Here is a 24,073-nt window from a genome sequence, read left to right as displayed (position 1 = left end):
TTTTTGATCTTTTTCTTCTGGATTCATGCTTGAACACTACCATCTTTCTTCCCTCATGGGAATATTCCTGACATTCCTACCTGGGCAGTTACGAACTGTTTCGGAAAAAGTCATAGACACCTTTATTTTCAGCAAAGGTCTTGAAGAACGGTTATGCTCTTAACAGGCAAACCAAGCTGTGCCCATATCATCTGTGTGACACAACTTGTTCCGCCTCTCCTGACTGACTATAATTGGCTCTTACTTCAGAACCTAAGTCAGAAGCTCTTTATCGTAAGGAGGAAATAGCGTGTTAGAGACCGTGGCTAACTGCCTAAGGGCATTATTAGCTTTTTACCTTATTGTTGGTATTACCTTAGGTAAGGTCGATCCAAACCAACCTTACATTTATCCAACAATTATTGCCTTAATCGAAGGTATCAACATCAAGCCGAAGAAAGAAGAAGACGATAAAAAAATAGCAAAGGAGGAATAAGTGGAGACGCAGAAGACAAAAAAACAAAGGACTAACAAGCACTATATCAACTAGAATTGGGTCTATTTAACTAGCTGACTGTATTGGAAGAGCTACCAACTCTTCCAATTTTTTTGTCGTTAACTGCATTTTATCTGGATGTCTCCACTGCTTTTTGAGTTACACAATCGACTTTTAAATACTGAAGTCTTTGCGATATATACAGTATTAATTTGGGGTGGTGACCCAAAGCAAGTTTTTTTTATTTTTCTAAAAAGCTTGCTTTAATTAGATGAGAGGAGTTTGGGGTAGATTATAAATATGGGGTAGCCCCAAACTGTTTACTCAATTTCTTAGATGTAATGCCACGACAAACTTACGGCCCTGAACCTAAAAAACGAGTCAGGCGTCTACTAGAGGCGTTGCTTTGTTTTGCTGATGGAGAATTTGAGGATAACAACTTTAAAATTGAGTACTATTGGAAAGATGAAGACAGTACTAATCCTATACTGATCATACAGACAACGCTAGTCAATTTAGAGTTACTGACACAAAAAGATAAATATCCTGGTAAGTTAACCAAAGTGCAAATTCGAGAAGCGCTGAATTTTCTGAAAGACTTCTTGAAAATTCTGGAAGATAACCGTCTCCACACTCAAGGTTCTAATGACTGGCACTTTACACTCAAGCTATGGTCAAGGGATAGGGAAAAAAACCTTAAACGGTTTGATGAGGCATGGGAAAATAACAGACCAAAAAAATCGAAAGCAGAAAATCCCTCTCCAAATCTCTCCCCCACAGTGAGAGAGGCTTTGGCTTTGAATTTTTCCCCTTCCCTACGAGGGAAGAGAGTTAGAGGGTTAGATCACGCAAACATATTTCAAGCCCCACCCTTACCTACACACTTTGTAGAACGTCCAGAATACAGCGAAGATTTAAAGACTCGTCTCCTCAACGGTTCATCGTCTGATAGTCGCACTTTGGTAATTACTGCCATTCACGGCTTAGGTTCTGTGGGCAAATCTACTTTAGCAATAGCTTTAGCCCATGATGTAGACGTACAAAATCACTTTTGTGATGGTATTCTTTGGGCAACTTTAGGTCAACAACCAGATGTGCTTTCTTTACTTACTGGCTGGGTGCAGGCACTAGGAGACTATAGCTTTAAGCCTATCAGTGTAGAAGCAACTTCCATGCATCTGCGGACTCTGCTTTATGACAAAGCTGTGCTGCTAGTGGTGGACGATGCATGGAATACAAAAGATGCACAAGCGTTTAATGTTGGTGGTGCGCGTTGTCAAGTTTTGGTAACTACCCGTGATGGCACAATTGCCTATGCTCTGGGAGCTAGGCTTTATAATCTGGATGTGATGACGGCAGCCCAGGCGATGGAACTGCTGAAGAATAGATTAGGACGAGAGATTACAGTTGCAGAGCGTGAGTCGGCGGAAAATTTAGCCCAAGCTGTTGGTTATCTGCCTTTGGCATTGGAATTGGCAGCAATTCAGGTTGCCAATGGTACATCTTCTTGGACAGTATTCTTACAAGATATTCGGCTAGAGATTGCCCGATTAAAATCATTTAACCTAGCTGGAGCCAGAGATGCTACTGATGAAGCCAGCTTAAAACGCCTCAGCCTAACTGCATCATTAAATTTGAGTATCAAGCTATTGCCAGAAGAGGAAAGACAAAATTTTAGTTGGCTGGGGGTATTACCTGAAGATGTCAGCATTACTCCCAAAATGGTAGCAACACTTTGGGATATTGACGATGAGCGCGATGCCTCTGATACATTGCAATATTTGTCGGATAAAGCGCTACTATTGCCCGGAGTCTCTGTAAATGGAACACCCAGCTATCGTTTACATGACTTATTTCACGACTTAGCATGTAATTTGTTAACTGCTCCCTCTACGCCAAAGCGCCCAGGAGATTTGGCTGGGTTGGGTTTCAATCTTGCTGATGCTCACGCTGTTTTGTTGGAGAAATATCGGCAGAAAACCGAAAATAATTTATGGCATAGTTTGCCTGATAATGGTTATATTCATCAGCATTTAGTTTGGCATTTGGAGAAAGCTGGACAGTTTGAAAAGATTCACCAGTTATTGAGGGAAGAGTCTGCAATTGGCAATAATGGCTGGTCTGAAGTTCAAGAAAAATTAGGACAAACTGCGGGTTACATCACAGATATTTCTCGTGCTTGGGAATTAGCGGAAGCGAATTGGAATGAATCAACTCTGCCTCAAGTGGTCGGTTTGCAGTGTCGTTATGCTTTGATTACGGCTTCTCTTAATAGTCTGGCAGCTAATGTATCAGTAGAACTGCTGATTGCATTAGTAAAAAACAATTTCTGGACTCCTGAACAAGGACTAGCTTACGCTCTACAAAACCCAGATCTCAATCAGAAAGTTAACTCGCTGACAGAACTAGTCAACTATTTGCCACCAAATCTTCAAGACTTAGCACTGCAAAAGGCACTCGAAGCCGCCAGGGCAATTCCGGATGAGATATCTCGCGCCTTAGCCCTGAGAGCATTAGCCGATAAACTGCCAGAGGTATTGCCAGAAGCACTCGAAGCCGCCAGGGCAATTGAGTCTAAGTATTATCGCGCCTTAGCCCTGAGAGCATTAGCCGATAAACTGCCAGAGGTATTGCCAGAAGCACTCGAAGCCGCCAGGGCAATTGAGTCTGAGTATTATTGCGCCTTAGCCCTGAGAGCATTAGCCGACAAACTGCCACCAGAGTTGTTGCCAGAAGCACTCGAAGCCGCCAGGGCAATTGAGTCTGAGTATTATCGCGCCTTAGCCCTGAGTGCATTAGCCGATAAACTGCCAGAGTTGTTGCCAGAAGCACTCGAAGCCGCCAGGGCAATTCCGGATGAGACATTTCGCGCCGATGCCCTCGACAAACTGCCACCAGAGTTGTTGCCAGAAGCACTCGAAGCCGCCAGGACAATTCCGGATGAGACATTTCGCGCCGATGCCCTCGACAAACTACCACCAGAGTTGTTGCCAGAAGCACTCGAAGCCGCCAGGGCAATTTCGGATGAGACATTTCGCACCGATGCCCTCAGAGCATTAGCCGACAAACTGCCAGAGGTATTGCCAGAAGCACTCGAAACCGCCACGGCAATTCAGCACAAGACATATCGCGCCTTAGCCGACAAACTATCACCAGAGTTATTGCCAGAAGCACTTGAAGCCGCCACGCCAATTCCGGATGAGATATCTCGCGCCCATGCCCTGAGAGCATTAGCCGACAAACAGCCAGAGTTGTTGCCAAAAGCACTCGAAGCCGCCACGGCAATTCCGGATGAGAGATTTCGCGCCAATGCCCTGAGAGCATTAGCCGACAAACTACCACCAGAGTTGTTGCTAAAAGCACTCTCCGCTGCTAAAGCAATTGAGTCTAAGTATTATCGCGCCTTAGCCCTGAGTGCATTAGCCGATAAACTGCCAGAGGTATTGCCAGAAGCGCTCGAAGCCGCCAAGGCAATTCCGGATGAGATACTTCGCGTCAATGCCCTGAGAGCATTAGCCGATAAACTGCCAGAGGTATTGCCAGAAGCCCTTGCTGCTGCCAGGGCGATTCAGGATGAGTTGAATCGTGCCGATGCCTTGAGTGCCTTAGCTGAGAGTTTGTCACAAATGCCATCTACGGAACTTTTCCCCCTTTGGCAAGATACACTTCATGAGCTATCTCTTCGCACTCGCCCTGATTTGCTGCAAGATATCAAAGCATTGTTTCCAGTTATCTTTGCATTAGGTGGCGAAACAGCAACGGTAGAAATTGCTCGTGCGATTGAGGATGTGGGGCGATGGTGGAAATAATTTGTAATGCTTCGGCGTCGCTCAGCACAGGTTCGTAATACTTCGGCTACGCTCAGTACAAGTTCGTAATTCGTAATTTAAGAGAGTTAGATTTAACTTGCATCTGTAGCCTGATTTTGACAAATTGGTATAAGGGGATGCAGGATCTATAGTTTTAAGCGAAGTGCGATCGCCTTTTACAGCTACTCAACCATCAAGCACGTATCGCATTTACAAACTCTCTCTGGTGTCCATGAGTGGGCGATCGCTATTAGTCATAAAATCATCACAGAAATTGTCTAAACTGTCGATGAGCGATCGCCAGGGGTTATCTTTGGCAATGAGAACGATCGCGTTACCAATTTTTTTGATATAAACTTCTGTGCCAGTAAGTTGAAAATCTTCGGGCAAAATAACAACTTGGTGAGTGCCATCAGTGCTGAGTTTGGCGGTGTTCATGATATTACTTTTCGGCATTGCAGTTGCTCATCGTTAAACTATAGATGTAAGCGACTATCTAAAAGTTAAGCAATGCGATCGCTTCTATCTCAGCAACACCTACATAAGAGCGGGCTTATCGCCCTGCTAACCACGACTGCAAATCAGCCACACTGGTAAAATCTAACAGTGCTTCACTCAAGTCTTCCAGAACAGGTAAAGGTAAACCAGTGATGGCGGAACGCATTTCTGGAGTCAGTTCACCAAATCGCTTTTTTAGCTGTCGGTTAACTAGATTAACTGTTGCTTCCTCGCGCCCTTCTTCGCGTCCTTCTTCGCGCCCTTCCTCGCGTCCTTCTTGCTTAATTTCCCGATAAACTCGCGTTTCCTTGAGTGTGATTCCCAGCATCGACTCTACCTCCCTTCTACTTAATTGCTCAAACTTGTACACCATAATCGTTGTGATCATCTCTATTATGGCGCGACTTGTGGGTGATGATAGTTCTTGCCGAGTTCTGGTTAATAAATACCTGGCTTGTTCTGGTGCTTGTTCTTCTGTTACTGTCGTTAATACCATCAGCGCTACCCATAAAGGTAAGGTACGAATATCCCCCAATTCATCTAAATATATTCGATGCACTTGTTCGCCATTGAGAAATGAGCGATGGGGATGAATCTGGCTTTGTTCCAGACTGCGAGATGGGTAAATTATGACTACTTGCCAATCGCTAAATCTTTCACGGTTGCGGTAAAAATATAGTGATGACTCAGCAAATACTCTTTCGTAAAGCTGTTCATCTTTCTGGAATTGCACTTCACAAAAATACACTACTCCTGCACCTGCATTTTCTGGTGGGAGAAATACGCCGTCTATTTCAAATTTGGGTTCTTTGACTGCTACTGAGTCAAATCGATAGGACTTAGCATTTGTCGGCGGATTGGTCAATAATTCAAATAATAACGTGGGAGATTGTTGAAATAGTTTGTAAAATATCGAGTCTCGCCGCATGAAGTATTCTTATTTTGCTGAACCGAGTCCACACTACCATAGAAATCTTGAGTGATTTTGAAAGTTCTAACTTCGTATGGTAATGGCGATCGCCCTTCCACAATAAACGATCACACCATCTCTCACAAATTGCGATCGCCTATATTGGTTTTTCCTACAGAATACTAAGCGATCACCCTTCTATAAACTGCGATCGCCTAAGTTGTTGCTCTGCCTACGCAGCGATATCTAACAAGAAATCGCTTTGCCTCTACGCACTCCCCAACAAACGCGAGCGGTCTGACTCGTGACGGGAGCGGTCTGCCTCGCGCCGGGAGCGGTCTGCCTCGCGCCGGGAGCGGTCTGCCTCGCGCCGGGAGCGGTCTGCCTCGCGCCGGGAGCGGTCTGACTCGCGCCGGGAGCGGTCTGACTCGCGCCGGGAGCGGTCTGCCTCGCGCCGGGAGCGGTCTGCCTCGCGCCGGGAGTGGTCTTCCTTAAAACTTTTATGAAACTTAGACAATTATTTGTACAAAAATCAACATCTGATGATTAAATACCGAAAAATTACTGGTATCACCTAAAAATATTATGAGAAAAATTGCGAGTTATGCTGAACCGGAATGCGGTTTCATTAAGGCAAGCTAGCTAGATAAGCATTTTAAAGGAATAAATTTATGTCTCGTCAAAAACGTACATCCCGCGTTTTAGAAAAAGCTCAGTTAAGATCCGCTGGACTGAAATCGATTGTTCCAAACATCAAATATGATGAAGATTATAGTCTAGAAAAACTGATTGAGTCAATTGACCAGTTACGTAACAAAATTGATGTTTATAATACCGCTCTGTCTGTGGTTGACTCTTCTATAACTGAAATTGAAGAGATGGAAAAAAACTTGAGTCAGCTTTCTGAGAAGATGCTAATGGTGGTTGCTATCAAGTATGGCAAAGACAGCCGCGAATATGAGATGGCGGGTGGTGTTCGCAATAGCGATCGCGCCCGCAAAATCAGGTCGAGCCGCTTGAAAAATGTTGCAGAACAAGTCTTAGATGAAAATGCTAAAACTGCATAGTAGGGTGTGTTATGCCAAAGGCTAACGCACCGTTTTTATGAGCTATTGTGGTGCGTTAGGCTAAGGCCATAACGCACTTTACATATATAAATTCTATCTGAGTTGTAAAAATTATTTTTTTAACGTAGACGCAAAGCGGCTTGCCGTAAGCTACTGCAAAGGGTGCAAAGTGTAAGAAGAGAAAATTTCACAAATGATTTAGGATTACTATATACTAAAATCCTCTAAACCAATTAGGAAAGACAAATTAGGCGTTAGCACGCTAGCAAAATCAGCACATAATACATATAGCCAGTAACAAGCTAGCGTCCACCGAAAGCTACTCATGCCGCAAAATAACCAAACTGCCGTCGAATTCCGTGATGTCACCTTTAGCCGCAATCATCGCCCCTTGGTGTCAAATCTCAATTTCACCATTCACCAAGGAGAAGCACTCGTATTACTCGGACGCAGTGGAAGTGGCAAAACCACAACAATGAAGTTAATTAATCGCCTATTTACACCCACACAAGGCGAAGTTTTCTTTAATGGCATTCCCACAACTGAATGGGATGAAATTAAACTGCGGCGAAAAATTGGTTACGTAATTCAAGAAATTGGTTTATTTCCCCATTTCACTGTAGAACGCAATGTGGGTTTAGTCCCGGCTTTGGAAGGTTGGCAACCGAAACAAATAAAAACGCGGGTTTATGAATTGTTGCAAATAGTAGGTTTAGAACCAGCACAATTCGCAGGGCGTTACCCGCACGAACTTTCGGGAGGACAAAGGCAAAGAGTCGGTGTAGCGAGGGCTTTAGCAGCAGATCCGCCAGTGTTGTTGATGGATGAACCCTTTGGCGCACTCGATCCAATTACGCGGCTAGAACTTCAACAAGAGTTTCGGCGTTTGCAGCAAGAGTTAGGCAAGACAGTTGTGTTTGTCACCCACGATATTCAAGAAGCCTTGGTTTTGGCATCGAGAATTGGTTTAATGTATGGGGGAGAATTGGTAGTATTGGGGACAACAGATGAATTTATGCGATCGCAACACCCAGAAAGCCTAGCTTTTCTTCAATGTCTGCGTTCCTTCCAAGACAACTTATGAAAAATTTCTTCCTCGTTAAGTATGCCCCAGAAATTCTTCAGCATACTCTAGAACACTTATTTTTGGTAGGAATAGCGATCGGAATTGCCATACTTGTAGGCATTCCTTTAGGTATTTTGATTACACGCAAAACCTATCTTCGCCAACCAATTCTCGGCATAGCAAATATTTTGCAAACTATTCCTAGTTTGGCACTGTTTGGCTTACTGATTCCGGTTCCTATAATTGGCGGAATTGGCGCAGTACCAGCAATTGTTGCCCTGATTGTATATTCCTTGCTGCCAATAATTCGTAATACTTACACAGGGATTACTGGCGTCGATCCAGCTATTCAAGAAGCTGGCAGAGGGATGGGGATGACAGATAGACAATTGTTATTGCAAGTTGAAATTCCCTTGGCAATGGGAGTGATTTTAGCAGGAGTACGGGTAGCAACGGTAATTGCCATTGGGATTGCAACCATTGCAGCAGCAATTGGTGCAGGTGGTTTAGGAGTGTTTATTTTCCGCGGCATATCAGTAGTGAATGATCAGTTAATTTTAGCTGGTGCAGTTCCGGCGGCGGGAATTGCATTACTGGCTGACTTTGCAATTGGCTGGTTAGAGAATAAATTAAAAATTAAAAATTAAGCTAATAATGAAAAGATTTTTAGCATTGTGCTTTTTAACTTTTGCTTTGTTACTGGTAATCACTAGCTGCACGCCGAATTTAAATAGTAGCAGCGATGGCAATATTATCATTGCTTCCAAAGATTTTACTGAACAAGATATTTTGGGTGAACTTCTAGCACAGCAAATTGAGACAACAACTAATTTAAAAGTAGCTCGTCGCCCCCGTCTGGGTGGTTCTTTTGTTTGTCATAGCGCTATTACTGCTGGCAAAATTGACGCATATATTGAGTATACAGGCACAGCTTTTACTGGAATTCTGAAGCAAAAAGCAGTTAATGATCCTAAAGAAGTTTATCAAAGATTAAAACAAGCATATGCCCAGCAATTCAATCTGGAAGTGATGCCAAGCTTGGGTTTTGAAAACACTTTTGCGATGATTGTCCGGGGTAATGATGCCAAACGCTACAATATTCAAACTCTCTCCCAAGCTACTGAATATACACCGCAGTGGCGTGGCGGTTTTGGCTACGAATTTTTAGAACGGGAAGATGGTTTTCCCGGATTAGCGAAAACTTACGATTTACGTTTTGCTAAACCACCCCAAATTATGGACTTGGGTTTAATATATCGTGCTTTGATTCAAAAACAGGTGGATATGGTAGCAGGTAATTCCACTGACGGACAGATTGCTCGCTTGGGTTTAGTTGTACTCAAGGACGATAAAAAATATTTTCCTCCTTATGAAGCTACACCAATTGTTCGACAAGAAACTTTAAAAAAATATCCCGAATTAAGAAAAGCGATCGCCTCACTTGCCGGAAAGATTTCGGCAGATGAAATGCGACAATTAAACTATTTAGTTGAGGGGGAATTACGTAATATTAAAGATGTTGTCCAAGAGTTTCGTAAGTCCAAGGGACTAGGTTCATCTCAAGGATAGACGAGGAGCGATCGCTTATACCAGTTTCCTGTTTCCCCATTAACGTCTGTCTACTGTTGTCCACGCAAAAAGTTCTTTAACCAGCTAATGATCTCACTTGTTGTTTGCTCGTTTGCAATTTGGAGGCATTGCTGCACAATTTCTCTGACATTAGGAAAGTAGCTGCTTTCTGTAAGCACATAACTTTCTAAGAGCAATCTATAAATTAATAACCGATTACTTTTTAATATCCACACCTCTGGCACTCGAGAAGGCAAGTAATCATTAATATTGGTGTAGCTTGTAACATCTATTTCAATTGCTAAATCTGGTGGTGCTGATTGCCAATCCATTCTTTTTTTGCCTACTACTGCTCTCCAATTTTCAATGTAAAAGCAATAGTCTGGTTCAATACCACTAATCTCTGGCAAGTTCATGGTAATGGGCGTAAATGAGTCATATCTTTGCTCCAAACGATCCAGCAAAACCTTGGCAATATCTGCTAGCAAGCTCGCATCTCTTCCATGCTCAGGTAGAGGTGCCATCAGCAAAATCTCTCCAGGTCGATATTTTATCCGAGGCGAGGAGCGATCGCCTAGTTGCTGACTCAATACTTGATAGTTTTGCCAGTCTCCCAACAGTTTCAACACCGCGCCAGGTGGCAACTCAATTCTTTCTGGGGTAATTACGGTATCCATATTAGCTGACATTTTAGATGTTGCCGATCGCATTGTTTACATGGAGGATGGGCGGTTAGAGAATTCATAAATTCAATGAACAGATTGTTATATCAAGGGCTTTTGCTTACAAATACAAAGCCACGGCTTTTATTTGATGAGGGATCATTTGTGAGCATTGCTTTCCATAAATCTGTTGTTTTTACCCAAACTGGTGGATACTTGTAACGAGAAACATCAAGAATTAAAAATCTATCTGTTTGCTCATTATATGCTGCTAAAGGAGAAATATGCCCACCTTTCTCTTGACCAATTTCTTTGCGTAAATAGTTTACTAAAATAAAATTCTGCGGTTGTTTTAAATTTTCTGCTGCTTGTTTGCGGAACTCCTCTAAACTAGTGTCAGCAGCGTGGTAAACATTAACTTTAACGCCGTAGCTGGCTAGTAATTTCCCTAACTGGTCTAGAGTCATACCTTGATGAGACACAGTTTCAGATGTTAACACTTTTTTTGTATTATCATTGCTAAAAAAGTTTTCTTGAGTAAATACTCGATATGGCTTGTACTGGGGTACTTCTGGTGCTGGAATTTGTAGACTATTCAGGATCATAACCATACTAGCAACACCACAATATGCTTGATTATTTTGAGTGGTGAACTGCATACTCAGTGGAAAGAAGTCTTCTTTTGATTTGCTCTGAAATAATAATTTTTCACCTTCAGGCGTATTAAAACCTACTAAGTTAGAGGAAAGCGGTAATGTCTGAGAGAGAACGCTTCCGCTAGAAATACATAATCCAATAGTTAAAGCTTTTAAAAATGTCTTACTTGTTTTGATTAACATAGCATTCATGAGGACTGTAGATTTCTTAAATCATATAAATAATCTCACACCAAGATGCTAAACAAGTATAATATTTTAGTAAAAAATTGTATCGCCTCAATAACTAAACTAAAAATGCTTACTGTCGTCAAACCAAAGCGAGTTGCGCTGGTAATATTTTCCTTCAGCGTCTTACTTTATAGCCAAGTTGCATCAGCCGCCTTAACTTTACCCCTACGCAGCAAAAAGGGAATGGTAGTTTCGGCCCATCCCCTAGCAAGTGAAGCGGGAATTTTGATGTTACGCAAAGGTGGTAATGCAGTAGATGCAGCTGTAGCCACAACCTTTGCAATCTCGGTAGTTGAGCCTTTTTCGGCAGGAATCGGCGGCGGCGGATTTTTGCTGATGCATTCTGAGAAAACTGGGGAGATGAAAGCGCTAGATTTTCGCGAACGCGCACCCCTGAAAGCTACAAAAAATATGTATCTGGATGCAGAAGGAAAGGTGCGTCCGAATGCAAGTATCAATGGTTATTTAGCAGTAGGCACACCAGGAACGGTAGCGGGACTTTATGAAGTGCATCGTCGCTATGGTAAGCTACCTTGGCAAGAGGTGGTGAAGCCTGCGATCGCACTCGCTGCATCTGGCTTTATTCTTCGTACTGGGGAAACTTGGCGTTCTCTGCAAACCAACGACTCTCGCAAGCAAGCAATTCTCAACAATCCAGCAGCGCGGGAAATTTTCACTCGCAACGGCGAATTTTACAAATCTGGGGACAAGCTAGTGCAGAGTGATTTGGCCCGCACCTTAACAGCAATTGCCCAAAATCCCCAAAGTTTTTACACCGGAAGTATTGCTCGGGCGATCGCTTCTGATATGAGAAAAAATGGTGGTTTAATTACTCTAGAAGACCTGAAAGCCTATAAACCAATCTGGCGCACTCCCGTTTGTGGCAATTTTCGTAAAGCTAAAATTTGCTCAATGCCACCACCATCATCGGGAGGTGTTCATCTATTGCAGATTTTAAATATTATCGGTGACACTGATTTAAAATCTTTAGGATGGCATCATCCCGATGCTATACATTTAATGGTAGAGGCAATGAAGATTGCTTACGCCGATCGCTCAGAATATTTAGGCGATCCAGATTTTGTCAAAGTCCCTGTACAAGAACTGCTTAGTCTAGCTTACGCCAAAAAACGCCGTCAAGAAATTAATATGCAAGTGGCTCGACCCTCGACCGAGGTCAAGCCAGTAGATAAAGAGACACTACAACGTTTTAGTCAAGCTAATAATCAGAGTTTAGGAGAAAATATCATTCCGTTATCTGCTCAATCTCTGAAAATGCACGCCACTCGGTATGAATCTCCCCAAACCACTCATCTTACTGTTGTGGATGAAGAACGCAACGCCGTGAGTCTGACTTTCACGGTTAATCTGATTTTTGGTGCTAGTGTGGTGACACCGGGAACTGGAATTGTCCTCAACAATGAGATGGATGATTTTGCTTCTGCGCCAGGAGTGCCTAATGCCTTTGGTTTGGTTGGTAACGATGCCAACAGCATTGCCCCCCGTAAAACTCCTCTATCCAGCATGACTCCCACAATTGTCACAGAAAATGGTCATTTCCGCATGGCAGCAGGTGCGCCTGGTGGTAGCACCATTATCACCCAGGTTTTACAAGTGATCCTGAATGTGCTGGAATACAACATGGATGTTGGTGCGGCTGTTTCTGTTCCACGCATACATCATCAATGGCTTCCCGATGAATTGCGCGTGGAATCTTGGGGTTTGGATGCTCTCACTGTGCAAGACTTACGCCGTCGAGGACACAAAATTAAGGAAACTACTCCTTGGGGTAATGGTAACGCGATCGCTGTTACAGCTGATGGAACTTTAGAAGGGGCGGCTGATCCTCGCGGTGAAGGTTCCCCAAAAGGATTGTGAGCCAGATAAGGAGAATAATGACTCCTTGTACAGACGCGATTAATCGCGTCTCTACTCTTAACTCCTGTACAGACGCGATTAATCGCGTCTCTCTATTGATTTTGAGCTGTTGACTCTGCGTAGCTGCCGCCAAACTCGTTTGCCCGTGTGCTAGGTACTAGTGTCCAACCTGCTTTGAGAAGTTTTTGATAAGTTGCCCAACCTTTAGAACCACCTGGTATTTGATAATCTGGGACTGCAAAATGTCCAAAAGCTGTGTAGGGACGCCAAGGCTGATTGGGTTCTGTCTGCAAATACAAAATTTTCTCTCCGTCACCACCAGACTTAGATAACCAGCACATTTGTCGATGCATTGCAAACTCCTTTGCTTTGAGCTAATAACTAACGCATAATGGCAGACTTTTGTCAAGCTAAATATCACCCTTGTGGAGTACTTTTTTGCCTAATACTTTAGACAAAGTGTAATTAAGTTCTATCCACTACAGGATAATTACTTAACAAGTCATACCCTGAGAAAGCTGCTGTAGGACACAAAGATCAACAGCTTTCTTTCACCTTTCTTCTAGGGGAGATTTTTCTAATGTTATCCGCGCTTTTAATGAGTGTGTGTAACAATAACTACTATTTTAGCTAGAGCTTACAATCCGACTATTTGTATTTCTGGTTACATAAGCGCAGATTTTAGAAATAATTTCTAAAATTCTGCTGATTAAACACTATGAGCAAACAATATAAAATCTAACAGCAATGCTTGTTGTTTGAATCGTCCGTTTGATGACCATACACAATCCCGTATTTATCTAGAAGCAAGATCATTTATCAAGTAAAAATCAAATTAACTGTAGGGTAGAATGGCGTTACTTAACCTAGATTTAGATCCCCGACTTCTTGAAGAAGTCGGGGATCTAGGCAGCAAGTTGGGTTATTAGAAAGATGGAGCATACAACTTATCGCCGATAATCTGGCGAATTGTCTCTACTAATTGGGTGTATGCAAAGTCAGACAAAACTGGTTTTGCTCCTTGCAAGTGAATTGGTTGATCTAAATCAATCCATGACTTGCAACCGCCGTATTTGGGGTGGTAGGGAATTTCTTGTTCAGGTAGTTGATATGTCCGCAGGAGGAGAATATAAAGCGGCTGGCGTGGTTTCCATTTGAGGCGATCGCTAATAAAATGCTCGTTCCAAATACGGAAGGGAAGCAAGGCGTTGACAAGAAATTCGTCACTAACTGGCAAAATATCTGTAATTTCAGCCCAACTGCCGATGCGAACTGTCTCTGGATGCCAACCTGATGTTACTGGATATACACTATTGGCATACTCTGCTTTGAGCATGAAAGCTTGTTGATGTTCATAAGTAGGGTAAAGCAAAATTTGCTTGTGGGCAACTTGGAAATGTCCATTTCGTTCATGGATACCGCCTTTGCGGAGCAACATAATTGTTTTGCCATTTTCCAAGGCATTTATGGCGACTGCCCATTCTTTGAGAGCATGAAAAGTTGTAGTCAATTCCATCAGCATCTACTGTAACTCTGATTTAATTTCAACCTAAAACCGATAAAGTGTGAAACTATCTAGGGAAATGAATTAGGAAGCAGTTATGGAAAAGCGAGCGCTAGGTACGACTGAAGTCCAAATTACACCTATCCTTATGGGAACTTGGCAAGCTGGTAAAAAAATGTGGGTGGGAATTGAGGATGCTGACTCGATTAAAACCATCCGAGCCGCATTTGAAGCTGGTATCACCACAATTGATACTGCTGAAGTTTATGGTGAAGGACACTCTGAGCGAATTGTCGCTGAAGCTTTATCTGATGTGCGAACTCGCGTGGAGTATGCCACGAAAGTTTTTGCTAACCATCTCAAGTATGAACAAGTGATTGAAGCTTGCGATCGTTCCCTAACTAACCTGAAAACTGATTACATTGATCTTTACCAAATACATTGGCCCTCCGGTGCTTTCAATAGTGAAATAGTACCTATCGAAGAAACTATGAGCGCTCTAAACTTCCTCAAACAGCAAGGTAAAATTCGAGCGATTGGTGTTTCCAATTTTTCCCACGCCCAATTAGCAGAAGCATCAAGTTATGGACGTATTGATAGTTTACAACCACCTTATTCTTTATTCTGGAGACAGGTAGAACAAGATGCATTACCCTATTGTATCGAAAACAATATTTCTATCCTTGCTTATTCGCCTTTAGCACAGGGGTTGTTAACAGGAAAATTTGCTCTCGGTCATAAATTTGACCCAACAGATAACCGTGCTAAAAATAAACTGTTTCAAGGCGAAAACTTTGAACATGCTCAACAAGCGCTAGAAAAACTGCGTCCTATAGCCCTTCTTCATAATTGTACCCTTGCTCAGTTAGCTTTAGCCTGGTTAATTGCTCAACCGCAAACAAATGCCATCGCCGGAGCGCGTTATCCCGAACAAGCACTAGACAACACATTAGCCGCCCAAATTCAACTTTCTGCTGCCCAATTGGCAGAGATTGATGCGATCGGCCGTATTGTCACCGACCATCTTGATAACAGTTCAATTATGTGGAATTGATCATAATGCAGTTTGGTAAGCCATGCTAATCTCTCTCTTTTGGAGACACTATACGTAGTTGACTTTGACTAAACAAAAATGTAATAATCAGCACATTAGTATCAAATACGAACCGTCGATTATTTGTGATCATTCAAAATCGATTCTAATATTTAGCTATTTCTTTCATCTTTACTCTCAGTTCATGGCAGACAAAATTTGTATCTTTCACTACCGCTAACCATATATTGCTCAACAGGTTACGATCAATTAAGAAGTAATAATTTTTTACGGCACCGCCAGGAGTCTTTTAATGTTCATTAATGAATTGTCACCTATATTCAGAGAATTTATCCAGCATCCAGTCTCATTTGTGGGTGGGTTATTCTCTGGTGTGCTTCGGCTGAATCTTGCAGACGATCCCGTTAAAAGCTGGCTGGATCAACAGATCCGCTCAAATAGTTACACCAGCACCACAATAGACGCACATAACGGCAAAGCAAGTGGCCCTCAACAGATTTCGATTGACTAAATTTTTGGGTAATCGCAAATCTGGTTAATCATTTTGGTGACAGACTCTCACACTGTATGCTTGCATCAATCTGGGAGTTTGTCACAGAGAAACTTTCCATGTCTTCCATATTAAGAGATACTAAAGCTAGGTAAGTAGTAAGGAAATATGGAATCCCTAACCTCTCGTATGCAGGCGGTACAGTCGCCAATTATTCCTGTGGTTGGGGAACTGATTAAAAACTCCCCTGGAACAATCTCTCTAGGACAAGGTGTTGTTTATTATAACCCACCACCGGAAGCCAGAGAATTTTTACCCAAATTCTTCGTCGAACCCACTAATAATTTATACAAATCAGTTGAAGGAATTCCGCCATTGTTGACAGCACTTGCAGGAAAATTGCAAGCTTTCAACAACATTGAAATCAATGGGGAAAACTGCATCGTCGTGACAGCGGGAAGCAACATGGGATTTATGAATGCCATTCTTGCTATCACTAACCCAGGCGATGAAATTATTCTGAATACGCCCTACTATTTCAACCACGAAATGGCGATCGCAATGGCTGGTTGTCGTGCAGTGTTAGTGGCGACGGATGAAAATTATCAATTGCGTCCAGAAACGACAGCGAAAGCAATTACTTCTAAAACGCGGGCTGTGGTCACAATTTCCCCGAATAATCCGACTGGAGTTGTCTATTCAGAAGCAGCATTGCGCCAAGTAAATCAAATTTGTGGCGATCGCGGCATTTACCATATCAGCGATGAAGCCTATGAATACTTTACCTATAACGGGGTAAAACACGTTTCCCCTGGTGCATTTGGGAATAGTAGCAAGTACACCATTTCTCTGTTTAGCCTTTCCAAAGCATACGGTTTTGCCAGTTGGCGCATTGGCTATATGGTGATTCCCAAACACTTATTTGTTGCTGTTAAAAAAGTCCAGGATACGATTTTGATTTGTCCGCCAGTAATTTCTCAATATGCAGCTTTAGGGGCATTACAAGCAAAAGCGGAGTATTTGCAGAGTAATATAGGTGCGATCGCTCAAGTGCGGCAATTAGTATTAGACTCCCTTAACCGCTTACAAGGTTTATATAGCATTACACCCGCTAATGGCGCTTTCTATTTTTTCCTCAAGGTTAATACTCAGATGGATGCTTTTGAGTTAGTTAAAAGACTAATCCAGGAACATAAAGTAGCAGTCATTCCAGGTACAACCTTTGGTATGGATGATGGATGCTACCTACGCGTTGCCTATGGGGCGCTACAAAAAGAGACGGCAAAAGAAGGTATAGAAAGATTAGTGCAAGGTTTGGAAACTATAGTTAGGAGTTAGGAGTAGAGACGCGATTAATCGCGTCTGTACAGGAGTTGATATTTAATTTATGAGGGCGTTAAACTGTGTTGGCGTACCTTTTTTGCAATTACAAATATAAAATTGAACAGATGCCAATTATTAATAAGTTAATTGAAATTGAAACTGAGCAAAAAATTAATATTTATAATGTTACACCACAAATTCAAGACTTTCTGGCTTCAACATCAATTAAAAATGGACAAATTTTAGTATTTTCTCGACACACAACAACAGCTTTAGCTATCAATGAAAATGAAGTCAGATTGTTAGAAGACATAAAAATGTTCTTGCGAAAATTAGCACCTGAATCAGACCGTTACTTGCATAATGACTTGCATTTAAGAGATGTCCCGGAAGATGAGCCGATTAATGCTCACTCTCACTTAATGGCAATGATGCTGACTACTAGTGAGATAATTCCCGTTGTGGATGGTAAATTAGCTTTGGGAACCTGGCAATCTGTGTTGTTTTTTGAGTTGGATGGGCCGCGCAAAAGAACGGTATTTGTGCAAATTTCTGGCGAATAATGCAACTTCACACCTGGAGCGGATCGCAGATTATCCCAAATCTGAGAGAATTACGAACACGACCAACAAGTGTATCAGTTGAATTTACTTACAGCAATTAAAAATCTGAAAGAATGTTTTCAAGCATAACCTTCCTTTCCACAAACCAGGACTTTCGTTGTGTCAAAGGCAGACGCAATTAGCTATGAAAAATAACGATAACTTTGTATTACGTAATACTTGGTACTATGCTCTGCCTAGTAATCAGATCAAGCCAGGTATGATGATCAGCCGCATTTTCTTGGGAGAACCGGTGCTGCTAGTCCGTGACCAGGATGGCAAAGTCTCTGCTATGCGGGACATATGTCCTCATCGGGCCGTGCCCTTAAGTTGTGGTAGATTCGATGGGCAGGAAGTGGAATGCTGCTACCACGGTTGGCGCTTTAACTCCGGTGGGCGCTGTACTGCGATCCCGTCTCTTGTAGAAGAACAGCAGATGGATTTGAGTCGCTTCGACGTCCAGTCCTATGCAATTCGGGAAGCCCAAGGGAATATCTGGATATATATGACTGATCCGGATAACCCTCAGCCTGCTTCTGAGATGGAGATTCCGGTAATTCCAGGATTTGATGAGCGATCGCCACAGTTTGTAGAGATCATGAAATTCCCCTGTTTTGTAGATCATGCAGTAGTAGGTCTGATGGACCCTGCTCATTCACCCTATGTTCATCGTGCTTGGTGGTGGCGAAATGAGCAACTGCACGAGGAAGTAAAGCAATTCGACGCTTCGCCCTACGGCTTCACGATGCGACGACACCGATTACCAGCGAATGGAGGTCGATTATATTGGCTGATTGGCGGTGGTATACCGGAAACGGAAATTTCTTTTCGTTTACCTGGAGTCAGAATTGAAGAAACTACCATTGGCAACCATCGAGTCGTTAATTTAACGGCAGTTACACCCATTTCAGACACAGAAACCGAGGTAACTTTTGCTCTTTACTGGACACTCCCTTGGGCAGGATTTTTCAAGCCATTGATGCACGTACTAACACAAACCTTTCTGGGTCAAGACCGAACGGTTGTGGAAAAGCAGCAGATTGGTCTGAAATATAATCCTGTGCTGCGACTGATTAAGGACTCAGATATGCAGGCGCAGTGGTACTACCAGTTAAAGCGGGAGTATGCTCGGTCTGTCACTGAAGGACGAGAATTTGTGAACCCTGTCAAGGGTCAAATACTCCGGTGGCGTGCTTAAAATTGAGATTTACGGCGTTGCATATTTGCGGGATGTAGCAGCAACTAAGGCTGATCTCTCCTGCTTGCCCAAATTCATCCCACTGTCTGCAACGCCAGATTTACTTCTGTTGCCACGTCAAGAATACTGATGAATGACGCTCTAATACTGGGTACTGCGTATTGGGAATATATTTTCCTAAAGAGGCAGTCCAACTGAAGTTCTAATGCGTAGGCGTAGCCCGTCGTAGACATCGCCTAAAAACCAAAACTGAGAATTTAGCCTCAAATAGACATTTTAACCCAATACAAAATATTTCGTTTTGTCAACAAATACTTAGTCAACTATCGCTCTAGTCAATAAAGGTGGGACAAACAGCAATATCATCCTAAATCCACGGCTGAGAAGATGAGTCGGCTATTTGGAGAAGCGTACTTTGTTTAATTTTTTCCTTATTTCCCCAGACTCTTCACCTGCACTCGACCTTAAATTATGTACACAATACTAAATAGCTATGCATATCCCTAAGTTCTCAAAATTACCGAATTATTCAATCTAGAAGTACGAATTATGGAACACAAAAAAGGGGTGGAAAAAACATCCCAAGGCGGTTTTTTGGGACAGGCACTGACTGCTGCCGGAACAGCTATAACCCCTCCCTCATTACTTAATCAGGCAACTATAGCAAAGGAAGCTAGCCAAAGTAACCCAGGTGAGATAAACGTGAAACTTACTGTTAACGGTGACCAGCAAACCCTCGACCTTGAGCCGCGTGTCACACTCTTAGATGCCCTGCGCGATCGCTTGGGGCTAGTGGGCAGCAAAAAGGGGTGTGATCATGGGCAGTGTGGGGCCTGTACTGTTCTGATCGATGGTGAGCGAGTTTATTCCTGCCTGGCTCTGGCAGTGATGCAGGAAGACAAGGCGATCGTCACCATTGAAGGGCTGGCAAAGGGCGATACTCTTCATCCAGTGCAGGCAGCATTCATTGATAACGATGGCTTCCAATGCGGCTATTGTACCCCAGGACAGATTTGTGCTTCTGTTGCCTTACTTGATGAAGTCAAACGCGGCTGTGCCAGCGTTGTCACACCAGATTTGGCTAGTCCCCCACAGTTGGCTGAACTCTCTGAAGCTGAAATCAAGGAGCGACTAAGTGGTAATCTCTGTCGATGTAGCGCTTACAACGGCATTGTGGCAGCAGTCCAGCAGGTAACGGGACAAAAACCGCCCTCTGCTGCCGCAGCTGTGATGGTCAATGAACCCCAAAAGATGCTCAGATGAACAACTTCGCTTACACCCGTGCTACCTCTGTGAAAGATGCAGTTCAACGGGCAACAAATGACCAAAATGCGATATTGATTGCAGGCGGTACGAATTTGGTTGACCGTCTCAAAGTCTTCCTAGATGAGCCATCGCAACTTATCGACATCTCTCGATTAGAGATGAAACGCATTGAACGCACAAGTGAAGGTGGTCTGAGCATTGGAGCGCTGGTAACTAACACAGCAGTGGCAGACCATCCTGATGTTCGCCGCGATTATCCAATCCTGTCCCGGGCGATTCTTTCTGGTGCGTCTCAGCAAATTCGCAATATGGCAACCGTAGGAGGCAACCTACTGCAACGCACTCGCTGTCCCTACTACTACGATACAGCCTTCCCTTGCAACAAACGGCAACCGGGAAGCGGCTGTCCGGCAGCAACGGGCATCAACCGGATGCACGCCATCCTTGGGGCCAGTGACCAATGCGTGGCAGTTCAACCCTCGGATATGTGTGTCCCTCTTGCGGCTCTGGATGCTGTTGTTGTTGTGGAAGGTCCTAAGGGTAAGCGGCAGATACCATTGACAGACTTTCACCGACTACCAGGGAACACACCCCAGCGAGATACAAACTTAGAGCCAGGTGAGTTGATTACCTCTGTGATTGTTCCGCCAGTGCCGTTTGCCAGATCAGGGGTTTACCTAAAGTTACGCGATCGCACTTCCTATGCCTTTGCGTTAGTCTCCGTCGCAGCTGCGATTGACTTAGCGGGTGAGCAGATTCAGAATGTACGCTTGGCAATGGGTGGCGTAGCCCATAAACCTTGGCGCTCAAAGGAAGCAGAAAAGTTTTTGCTCGGCAAGAGTGCCAATACTGCAACGTTTCAACAGGCGGCAGAAATTGCACTTCAAAAAGCGAAACCATTAACTCATAACAGTTTCAAAGTTGACTTGGCAAAGCGGGCAATTCGTCGCGCACTTGCGGTATCAGCCAAAGGAGGAGGCGTAGTATGAACAAAGTAATTGGGACTGCCGTCAACCGCAAGGATGGACGGGCAAAGGTTACGGGCACGGCAACCTACGCCGCAGAACATGAAATTCCAGGTCTGGTTCACGGTTATCTTGTCACCGCCAGCATTGCCAATGGGCAAATTAAAAGCATCGACACCAGGGCGGCAGAAAAGGCAGTAGGTGTCATAGATGTTTTCACGCATAAAAACTCGCCGAAAGTGTTTACGCCAGCCAACGACTTTATGACCTCGAAAATCTACGAGGCTCGTCTGCCGTTGTCAGATGGCAAAATTCACTACGCAGGACAAATTATCGGTTTGGTAGTAGCAGATACCTTCGAGCGGGCGCGTGATGCGGCGCATTTGCTCAAGGTAGAATACACAAGCCAAAAGCCAGTCGTGGAAGCTGCGAAAGCCACCTTCAAGGAGGCACCACCACAGATGGGTCAAGAGCTAAAGTTTGAAAAGGGGAATTTTGCGGCAGGGGTGGCAAATGCAACAACGAAACTTACAGCCACCTACAAGACTTCCACGGAACTGCACGCGCCGATGGAACCCCATGCGATCATTGCCCACTGGGAAGATGCAAACTCACTTACTGTTTACGAAGCGTCCCAGTGGGTGTTGGGAAGCCAGCGCACCTATGCAGAACTATTTGGAGTGCCAACTGAACAGGTTCGTGTCGTCACACCATTCCTGGGTGGAGGTTTCGGCTCTAAAGCCTTTCCCTGGCCCCACGGTATTCTGTGTGCTGCGGCTGCCCGTGAACTTCAGCGTCCTCTCAGAGTCGTCCTCAGCCGACGGCAAATGACAGCGAACGCCGGACACCGCTCCGAAACCGAGCAAACTATGCGCTTGGGAGCAACTGCTGATGGTAGTTTAACTGCGATCGCCCATGAGGTTAAATCCTGTACCTCACCAGTGGATATGTTTACAGAACCCTGTACCGCGGTCACGCCAGTTATGTACACAGCGCCGAATTTGCAACTGAAGCAGGAACTAGCGGTGCTGAACATCGGTACACCAACATTCATGCGCGGGCCAGGAGAGAATCCTGGAATGTGGGCGATGGAGTCGGCAATGGACGAGCTGGCCTGGATGCTAAAGATTGACCCGGTAGAACTGCGCCTGAAAAATGAAACTAAAGGACACCAACGCGAAGGTCAGCCATTCTCAGCCAAACATTTTGCTGACTGTTTGCTCTTGGGTGCGGAGCAATTTGGCTGGAAAGACAGACCAAAACAGCCCCGTTCTTTAACATCCGATGGTAAACTCCTTGGTTGGGGGATGGCGGCAGCAACCTACCCTGGCAGGCGGGGGAAAGCATCAGTCAAGGTACGGCTGCTACCAGATGGTACTGCCCATGTTCTCACCGCCGGGAATGACATGGGCACTGGCACATATACCGTTGTTGCAGCCACAGCAGCAGATGCATTGGGGCTACCCGTCGAACAGATATACGTAGAGTTAGGCGACTCCTTACTACCAGATGGAGGCATGGCGGGTGGTTCCATGATGACAGCATCTCTGGTTCCGGCGGTCATATCAGCTTGTGAGCAAGTTCTGAAAACTGCTAATGTTAAGACCGCACAGGAGGCGTTTGCAAATCTGAGTCAGTCCGGCCAAGTAGCAATTGAAGTCACAGCATCCTCTGCTCCTGGCGATGAAACCAAGAAATGGGCATTTCAATCTTGGGGCGCACATTTTTGCGAAGTCAGCGTGGATGAAGAAATCGGACGTTTGCGGGTGACGCGTTGGGTGTCAGTGATGGATATCGGGCGAATCATCAACTCTAAAACAGTAGCCAGTCAAGTCCGTGGTGGCGTGATCATGGGTATTGGGCAAGCCTTAATGGAGGATTGCCAAGTCGATCCAAACATCGGCTACCCCGTGGTTTATGACCTTGCTACCTATCACTTCCCAGCCCATGCAGATATTCCTCGCATTCAGGTGGCCTTCGTCGGCGAACCTGACTTCAACTTCAACCCAGCAGGTGTACGAGGTGTAGGTGAAATTGGGATCACAGGTGTTTCAGCTGCGATCGCCAATGCAGTTTACCATGCCACAGGTAAGCGCATCCGTGATTTACCCATTACACCTGACAAGTTGATCTAAAAGGCATTGGGCATTGAAAAGAAGTTCCAGGGGCACTAAGCCAAACTAAATTCTGCAAATTCTTTTTGCCCAAACAGCATATTTCGGTCTACCGCTGACAAAATTTTATTATTGGCACGTTGGCTATTTAAACAGCGACCAACTAACTGCGCGACATCTGCACGATTGATGCTACCAATAATCTGCGGATCTTCTGTCAAAACGCCATTACCCGTTGCTGGTTCTGACTTTAGTCCACCAGGACGGATGATTGTATAAGTGAGTCCACTGGCAATTAAGTGTTGTTCAGCTTTGTCTTTCTCAGCTAAAACTTTTCCCAGTACCTCTAAAACTTGGGGTGACGCAGCAACAACACTATTGCCAGCACCAATGGAAGATACAAGAATAAACTTTTGCACCCTAGCTTTAACTGCTGCATCGATCAGATTTCTATTACCAGGGTAATCTGGCCTTTCTACATCTGATGGTAAACCGCCAATTGTACTGATAACAGTGTCAATAGATTCATCTGTCAGCATGGCGCGTTCTACATCGCCAACATTCAAGGCATCTCCCTGAACTACCTCAATACCGATTCCTTCTAGTTGAGCAGCAACTGCTGATGTTCTCAGGAGTGCTTTGACCTTTAGCTGTTGTCCTGTGAGGGATTGGGCAATTTCTCGACCAACTCCACGACTTGCTCCAGCCAGAAAAATATAAGATGCACTTGTCATAA

General features: G+C 44.1%; 22 protein-coding genes. 15 read left to right on the top strand and 7 right to left on the bottom strand.

Annotation, left to right across the window (positions count from 1 at the left end):
* Nucleotides 1-289 precede the first annotated feature (289 nt).
* Nucleotides 290-475 carry a hypothetical protein gene (locus V7K21_RS16565; protein ID WP_335176005.1) on the top strand — a complete coding sequence of 62 codons (186 nt, stop codon included), beginning with the start codon at nucleotides 290-292 and terminating at the stop codon, nucleotides 473-475.
* Nucleotides 476-816: 341 nt separating this feature from the next.
* Nucleotides 817-4,284 carry an NB-ARC domain-containing protein gene (locus V7K21_RS16560; protein WP_335176002.1) on the top strand — a complete coding sequence of 1,156 codons (3,468 nt, stop codon included), beginning with the start codon at nucleotides 817-819 and terminating at the stop codon, nucleotides 4,282-4,284.
* A gap of 210 nt (nucleotides 4,285-4,494) precedes the next feature.
* On the opposite strand, the gene V7K21_RS16555 is transcribed toward V7K21_RS16560, so the two are convergent.
* Together V7K21_RS16555 and V7K21_RS16550 are read right to left on the bottom strand one after the other, a co-directional pair.
* Nucleotides 4,495-4,722, bottom strand: coding sequence for an antitoxin (locus V7K21_RS16555; RefSeq protein WP_335176011.1), 228 nt, complete (start codon nucleotides 4,720-4,722; stop codon nucleotides 4,495-4,497).
* A 115-nt stretch (nucleotides 4,723-4,837) separates the two neighbouring features.
* Complete coding sequence (locus V7K21_RS16550; protein ID WP_335176000.1) at nucleotides 4,838-5,710, bottom strand: Rpn family recombination-promoting nuclease/putative transposase; 873 nt, start codon at nucleotides 5,708-5,710, stop codon at nucleotides 4,838-4,840.
* Nucleotides 5,711-6,363: 653 nt separating this feature from the next.
* Between V7K21_RS16550 and V7K21_RS16545 the strand changes: the two genes are divergently transcribed.
* The 4 genes from V7K21_RS16545 (at nucleotide 6,364) to V7K21_RS16530 (ending at nucleotide 9,394) form a co-directional block, all read left to right on the top strand.
* A complete protein-coding gene (locus tag V7K21_RS16545) occupies nucleotides 6,364-6,759 on the top strand; it encodes a hypothetical protein (protein ID WP_335175998.1) in 396 nt (131 codons plus the stop codon).
* A gap of 325 nt (nucleotides 6,760-7,084) precedes the next feature.
* A complete protein-coding gene (locus tag V7K21_RS16540) occupies nucleotides 7,085-7,843 on the top strand; it encodes an ATP-binding cassette domain-containing protein (RefSeq protein WP_335175996.1) in 759 nt (252 codons plus the stop codon).
* Nucleotides 7,840-8,472 carry an ABC transporter permease gene (locus V7K21_RS16535; RefSeq protein WP_335175994.1) on the top strand — a complete coding sequence of 211 codons (633 nt, stop codon included), beginning with the start codon at nucleotides 7,840-7,842 and terminating at the stop codon, nucleotides 8,470-8,472. The genes V7K21_RS16540 and V7K21_RS16535 overlap by 4 nt, the downstream gene beginning before the upstream one ends.
* A 7-nt stretch (nucleotides 8,473-8,479) precedes the next feature.
* Nucleotides 8,480-9,394 carry a glycine betaine ABC transporter substrate-binding protein gene (locus V7K21_RS16530; RefSeq protein WP_335175992.1) on the top strand — a complete coding sequence of 305 codons (915 nt, stop codon included), beginning with the start codon at nucleotides 8,480-8,482 and terminating at the stop codon, nucleotides 9,392-9,394.
* Between the two features lie 50 nt (nucleotides 9,395-9,444).
* On the opposite strand, the gene V7K21_RS16525 is transcribed toward V7K21_RS16530, so the two are convergent.
* Nucleotides 9,445-10,071, bottom strand: a complete 627-nt coding sequence (locus V7K21_RS16525; RefSeq protein WP_335176009.1) for a Uma2 family endonuclease — start codon at nucleotides 10,069-10,071, stop codon at nucleotides 9,445-9,447.
* A 92-nt stretch (nucleotides 10,072-10,163) separates the two neighbouring features.
* The gene (locus tag V7K21_RS16520; RefSeq protein ID WP_442948895.1) at nucleotides 10,164-10,904 is read right to left on the bottom strand and encodes a phytochelatin synthase family protein; all 741 of its coding nucleotides are present in this window, start codon (nucleotides 10,902-10,904) and stop codon (nucleotides 10,164-10,166) included.
* A gap of 105 nt (nucleotides 10,905-11,009) precedes the next feature.
* Between V7K21_RS16520 and ggt the strand changes: the two genes are divergently transcribed.
* Nucleotides 11,010-12,821 carry a gamma-glutamyltransferase gene (ggt, locus tag V7K21_RS16515; protein WP_335175988.1) on the top strand — a complete coding sequence of 604 codons (1,812 nt, stop codon included), beginning with the start codon at nucleotides 11,010-11,012 and terminating at the stop codon, nucleotides 12,819-12,821.
* A 92-nt stretch (nucleotides 12,822-12,913) separates the two neighbouring features.
* Here the strand turns inward: ggt and V7K21_RS16510 are convergent, their stop codons facing one another.
* Together V7K21_RS16510 and V7K21_RS16505 are read right to left on the bottom strand one after the other, a co-directional pair.
* Nucleotides 12,914-13,174 (bottom strand): hypothetical protein, encoded by a 261-nt coding sequence (locus V7K21_RS16510; RefSeq protein ID WP_335175985.1) that lies wholly within the window; start codon nucleotides 13,172-13,174, stop codon nucleotides 12,914-12,916.
* Between the two features lie 572 nt (nucleotides 13,175-13,746).
* Complete coding sequence (locus V7K21_RS16505) at nucleotides 13,747-14,343, bottom strand: DUF1802 family protein (protein WP_335175983.1); 597 nt, start codon at nucleotides 14,341-14,343, stop codon at nucleotides 13,747-13,749.
* 79 nt (nucleotides 14,344-14,422) lie between these two features.
* On the opposite strand from V7K21_RS16505, the gene V7K21_RS16500 reads away from it, so the two are divergent.
* The 8 genes from V7K21_RS16500 (at nucleotide 14,423) to V7K21_RS16465 (ending at nucleotide 23,358) form a co-directional block, all read left to right on the top strand.
* Entirely contained in the window at nucleotides 14,423-15,379 is a 957-nt protein-coding gene (locus tag V7K21_RS16500; protein ID WP_335175981.1) for an aldo/keto reductase, read from the top strand.
* Between the two features lie 292 nt (nucleotides 15,380-15,671).
* Nucleotides 15,672-15,890 (top strand): hypothetical protein, encoded by a 219-nt coding sequence (locus V7K21_RS16495; RefSeq protein WP_335115022.1) that lies wholly within the window; start codon nucleotides 15,672-15,674, stop codon nucleotides 15,888-15,890.
* A 147-nt stretch (nucleotides 15,891-16,037) separates the two neighbouring features.
* Nucleotides 16,038-17,207 (top strand): pyridoxal phosphate-dependent aminotransferase, encoded by a 1,170-nt coding sequence (locus V7K21_RS16490; RefSeq protein WP_335175979.1) that lies wholly within the window; start codon nucleotides 16,038-16,040, stop codon nucleotides 17,205-17,207.
* Between the two features lie 110 nt (nucleotides 17,208-17,317).
* Nucleotides 17,318-17,755 (top strand): secondary thiamine-phosphate synthase enzyme YjbQ, encoded by a 438-nt coding sequence (locus tag V7K21_RS16485; protein WP_335175977.1) that lies wholly within the window; start codon nucleotides 17,318-17,320, stop codon nucleotides 17,753-17,755.
* Between the two features lie 184 nt (nucleotides 17,756-17,939).
* Nucleotides 17,940-18,992 (top strand): aromatic ring-hydroxylating dioxygenase subunit alpha, encoded by a 1,053-nt coding sequence (locus V7K21_RS16480; RefSeq protein WP_335175976.1) that lies wholly within the window; start codon nucleotides 17,940-17,942, stop codon nucleotides 18,990-18,992.
* Between the two features lie 549 nt (nucleotides 18,993-19,541).
* Nucleotides 19,542-20,255, top strand: a complete 714-nt coding sequence (locus tag V7K21_RS16475; protein ID WP_335175974.1) for a 2Fe-2S iron-sulfur cluster-binding protein — start codon at nucleotides 19,542-19,544, stop codon at nucleotides 20,253-20,255.
* Nucleotides 20,252-21,247, top strand: a complete 996-nt coding sequence (locus V7K21_RS16470; RefSeq protein ID WP_335175972.1) for an FAD binding domain-containing protein — start codon at nucleotides 20,252-20,254, stop codon at nucleotides 21,245-21,247. The genes V7K21_RS16475 and V7K21_RS16470 overlap by 4 nt, the downstream gene beginning before the upstream one ends.
* A complete protein-coding gene (locus tag V7K21_RS16465) occupies nucleotides 21,244-23,358 on the top strand; it encodes a xanthine dehydrogenase family protein molybdopterin-binding subunit (protein WP_335175970.1) in 2,115 nt (704 codons plus the stop codon). The genes V7K21_RS16470 and V7K21_RS16465 overlap by 4 nt, the downstream gene beginning before the upstream one ends.
* A gap of 35 nt (nucleotides 23,359-23,393) precedes the next feature.
* Here V7K21_RS16465 and V7K21_RS16460 read toward each other — a convergent pair whose 3' ends face one another.
* A complete protein-coding gene (locus V7K21_RS16460; RefSeq protein WP_335175968.1) occupies nucleotides 23,394-24,071 on the bottom strand; it encodes an SDR family oxidoreductase in 678 nt (225 codons plus the stop codon).
* Between the last annotated feature and the right edge of the window lie 2 nt (nucleotides 24,072-24,073).

The organism is Nostoc sp., from assembly GCF_036919595.1.
Lineage (GTDB): Bacteria > Cyanobacteriota > Cyanobacteriia > Cyanobacteriales > Nostocaceae > Nostoc.
The sequence above is the reverse complement of the archived record's forward strand: the minus strand, read 5'-3'. Positions and strand labels throughout refer to the sequence as shown.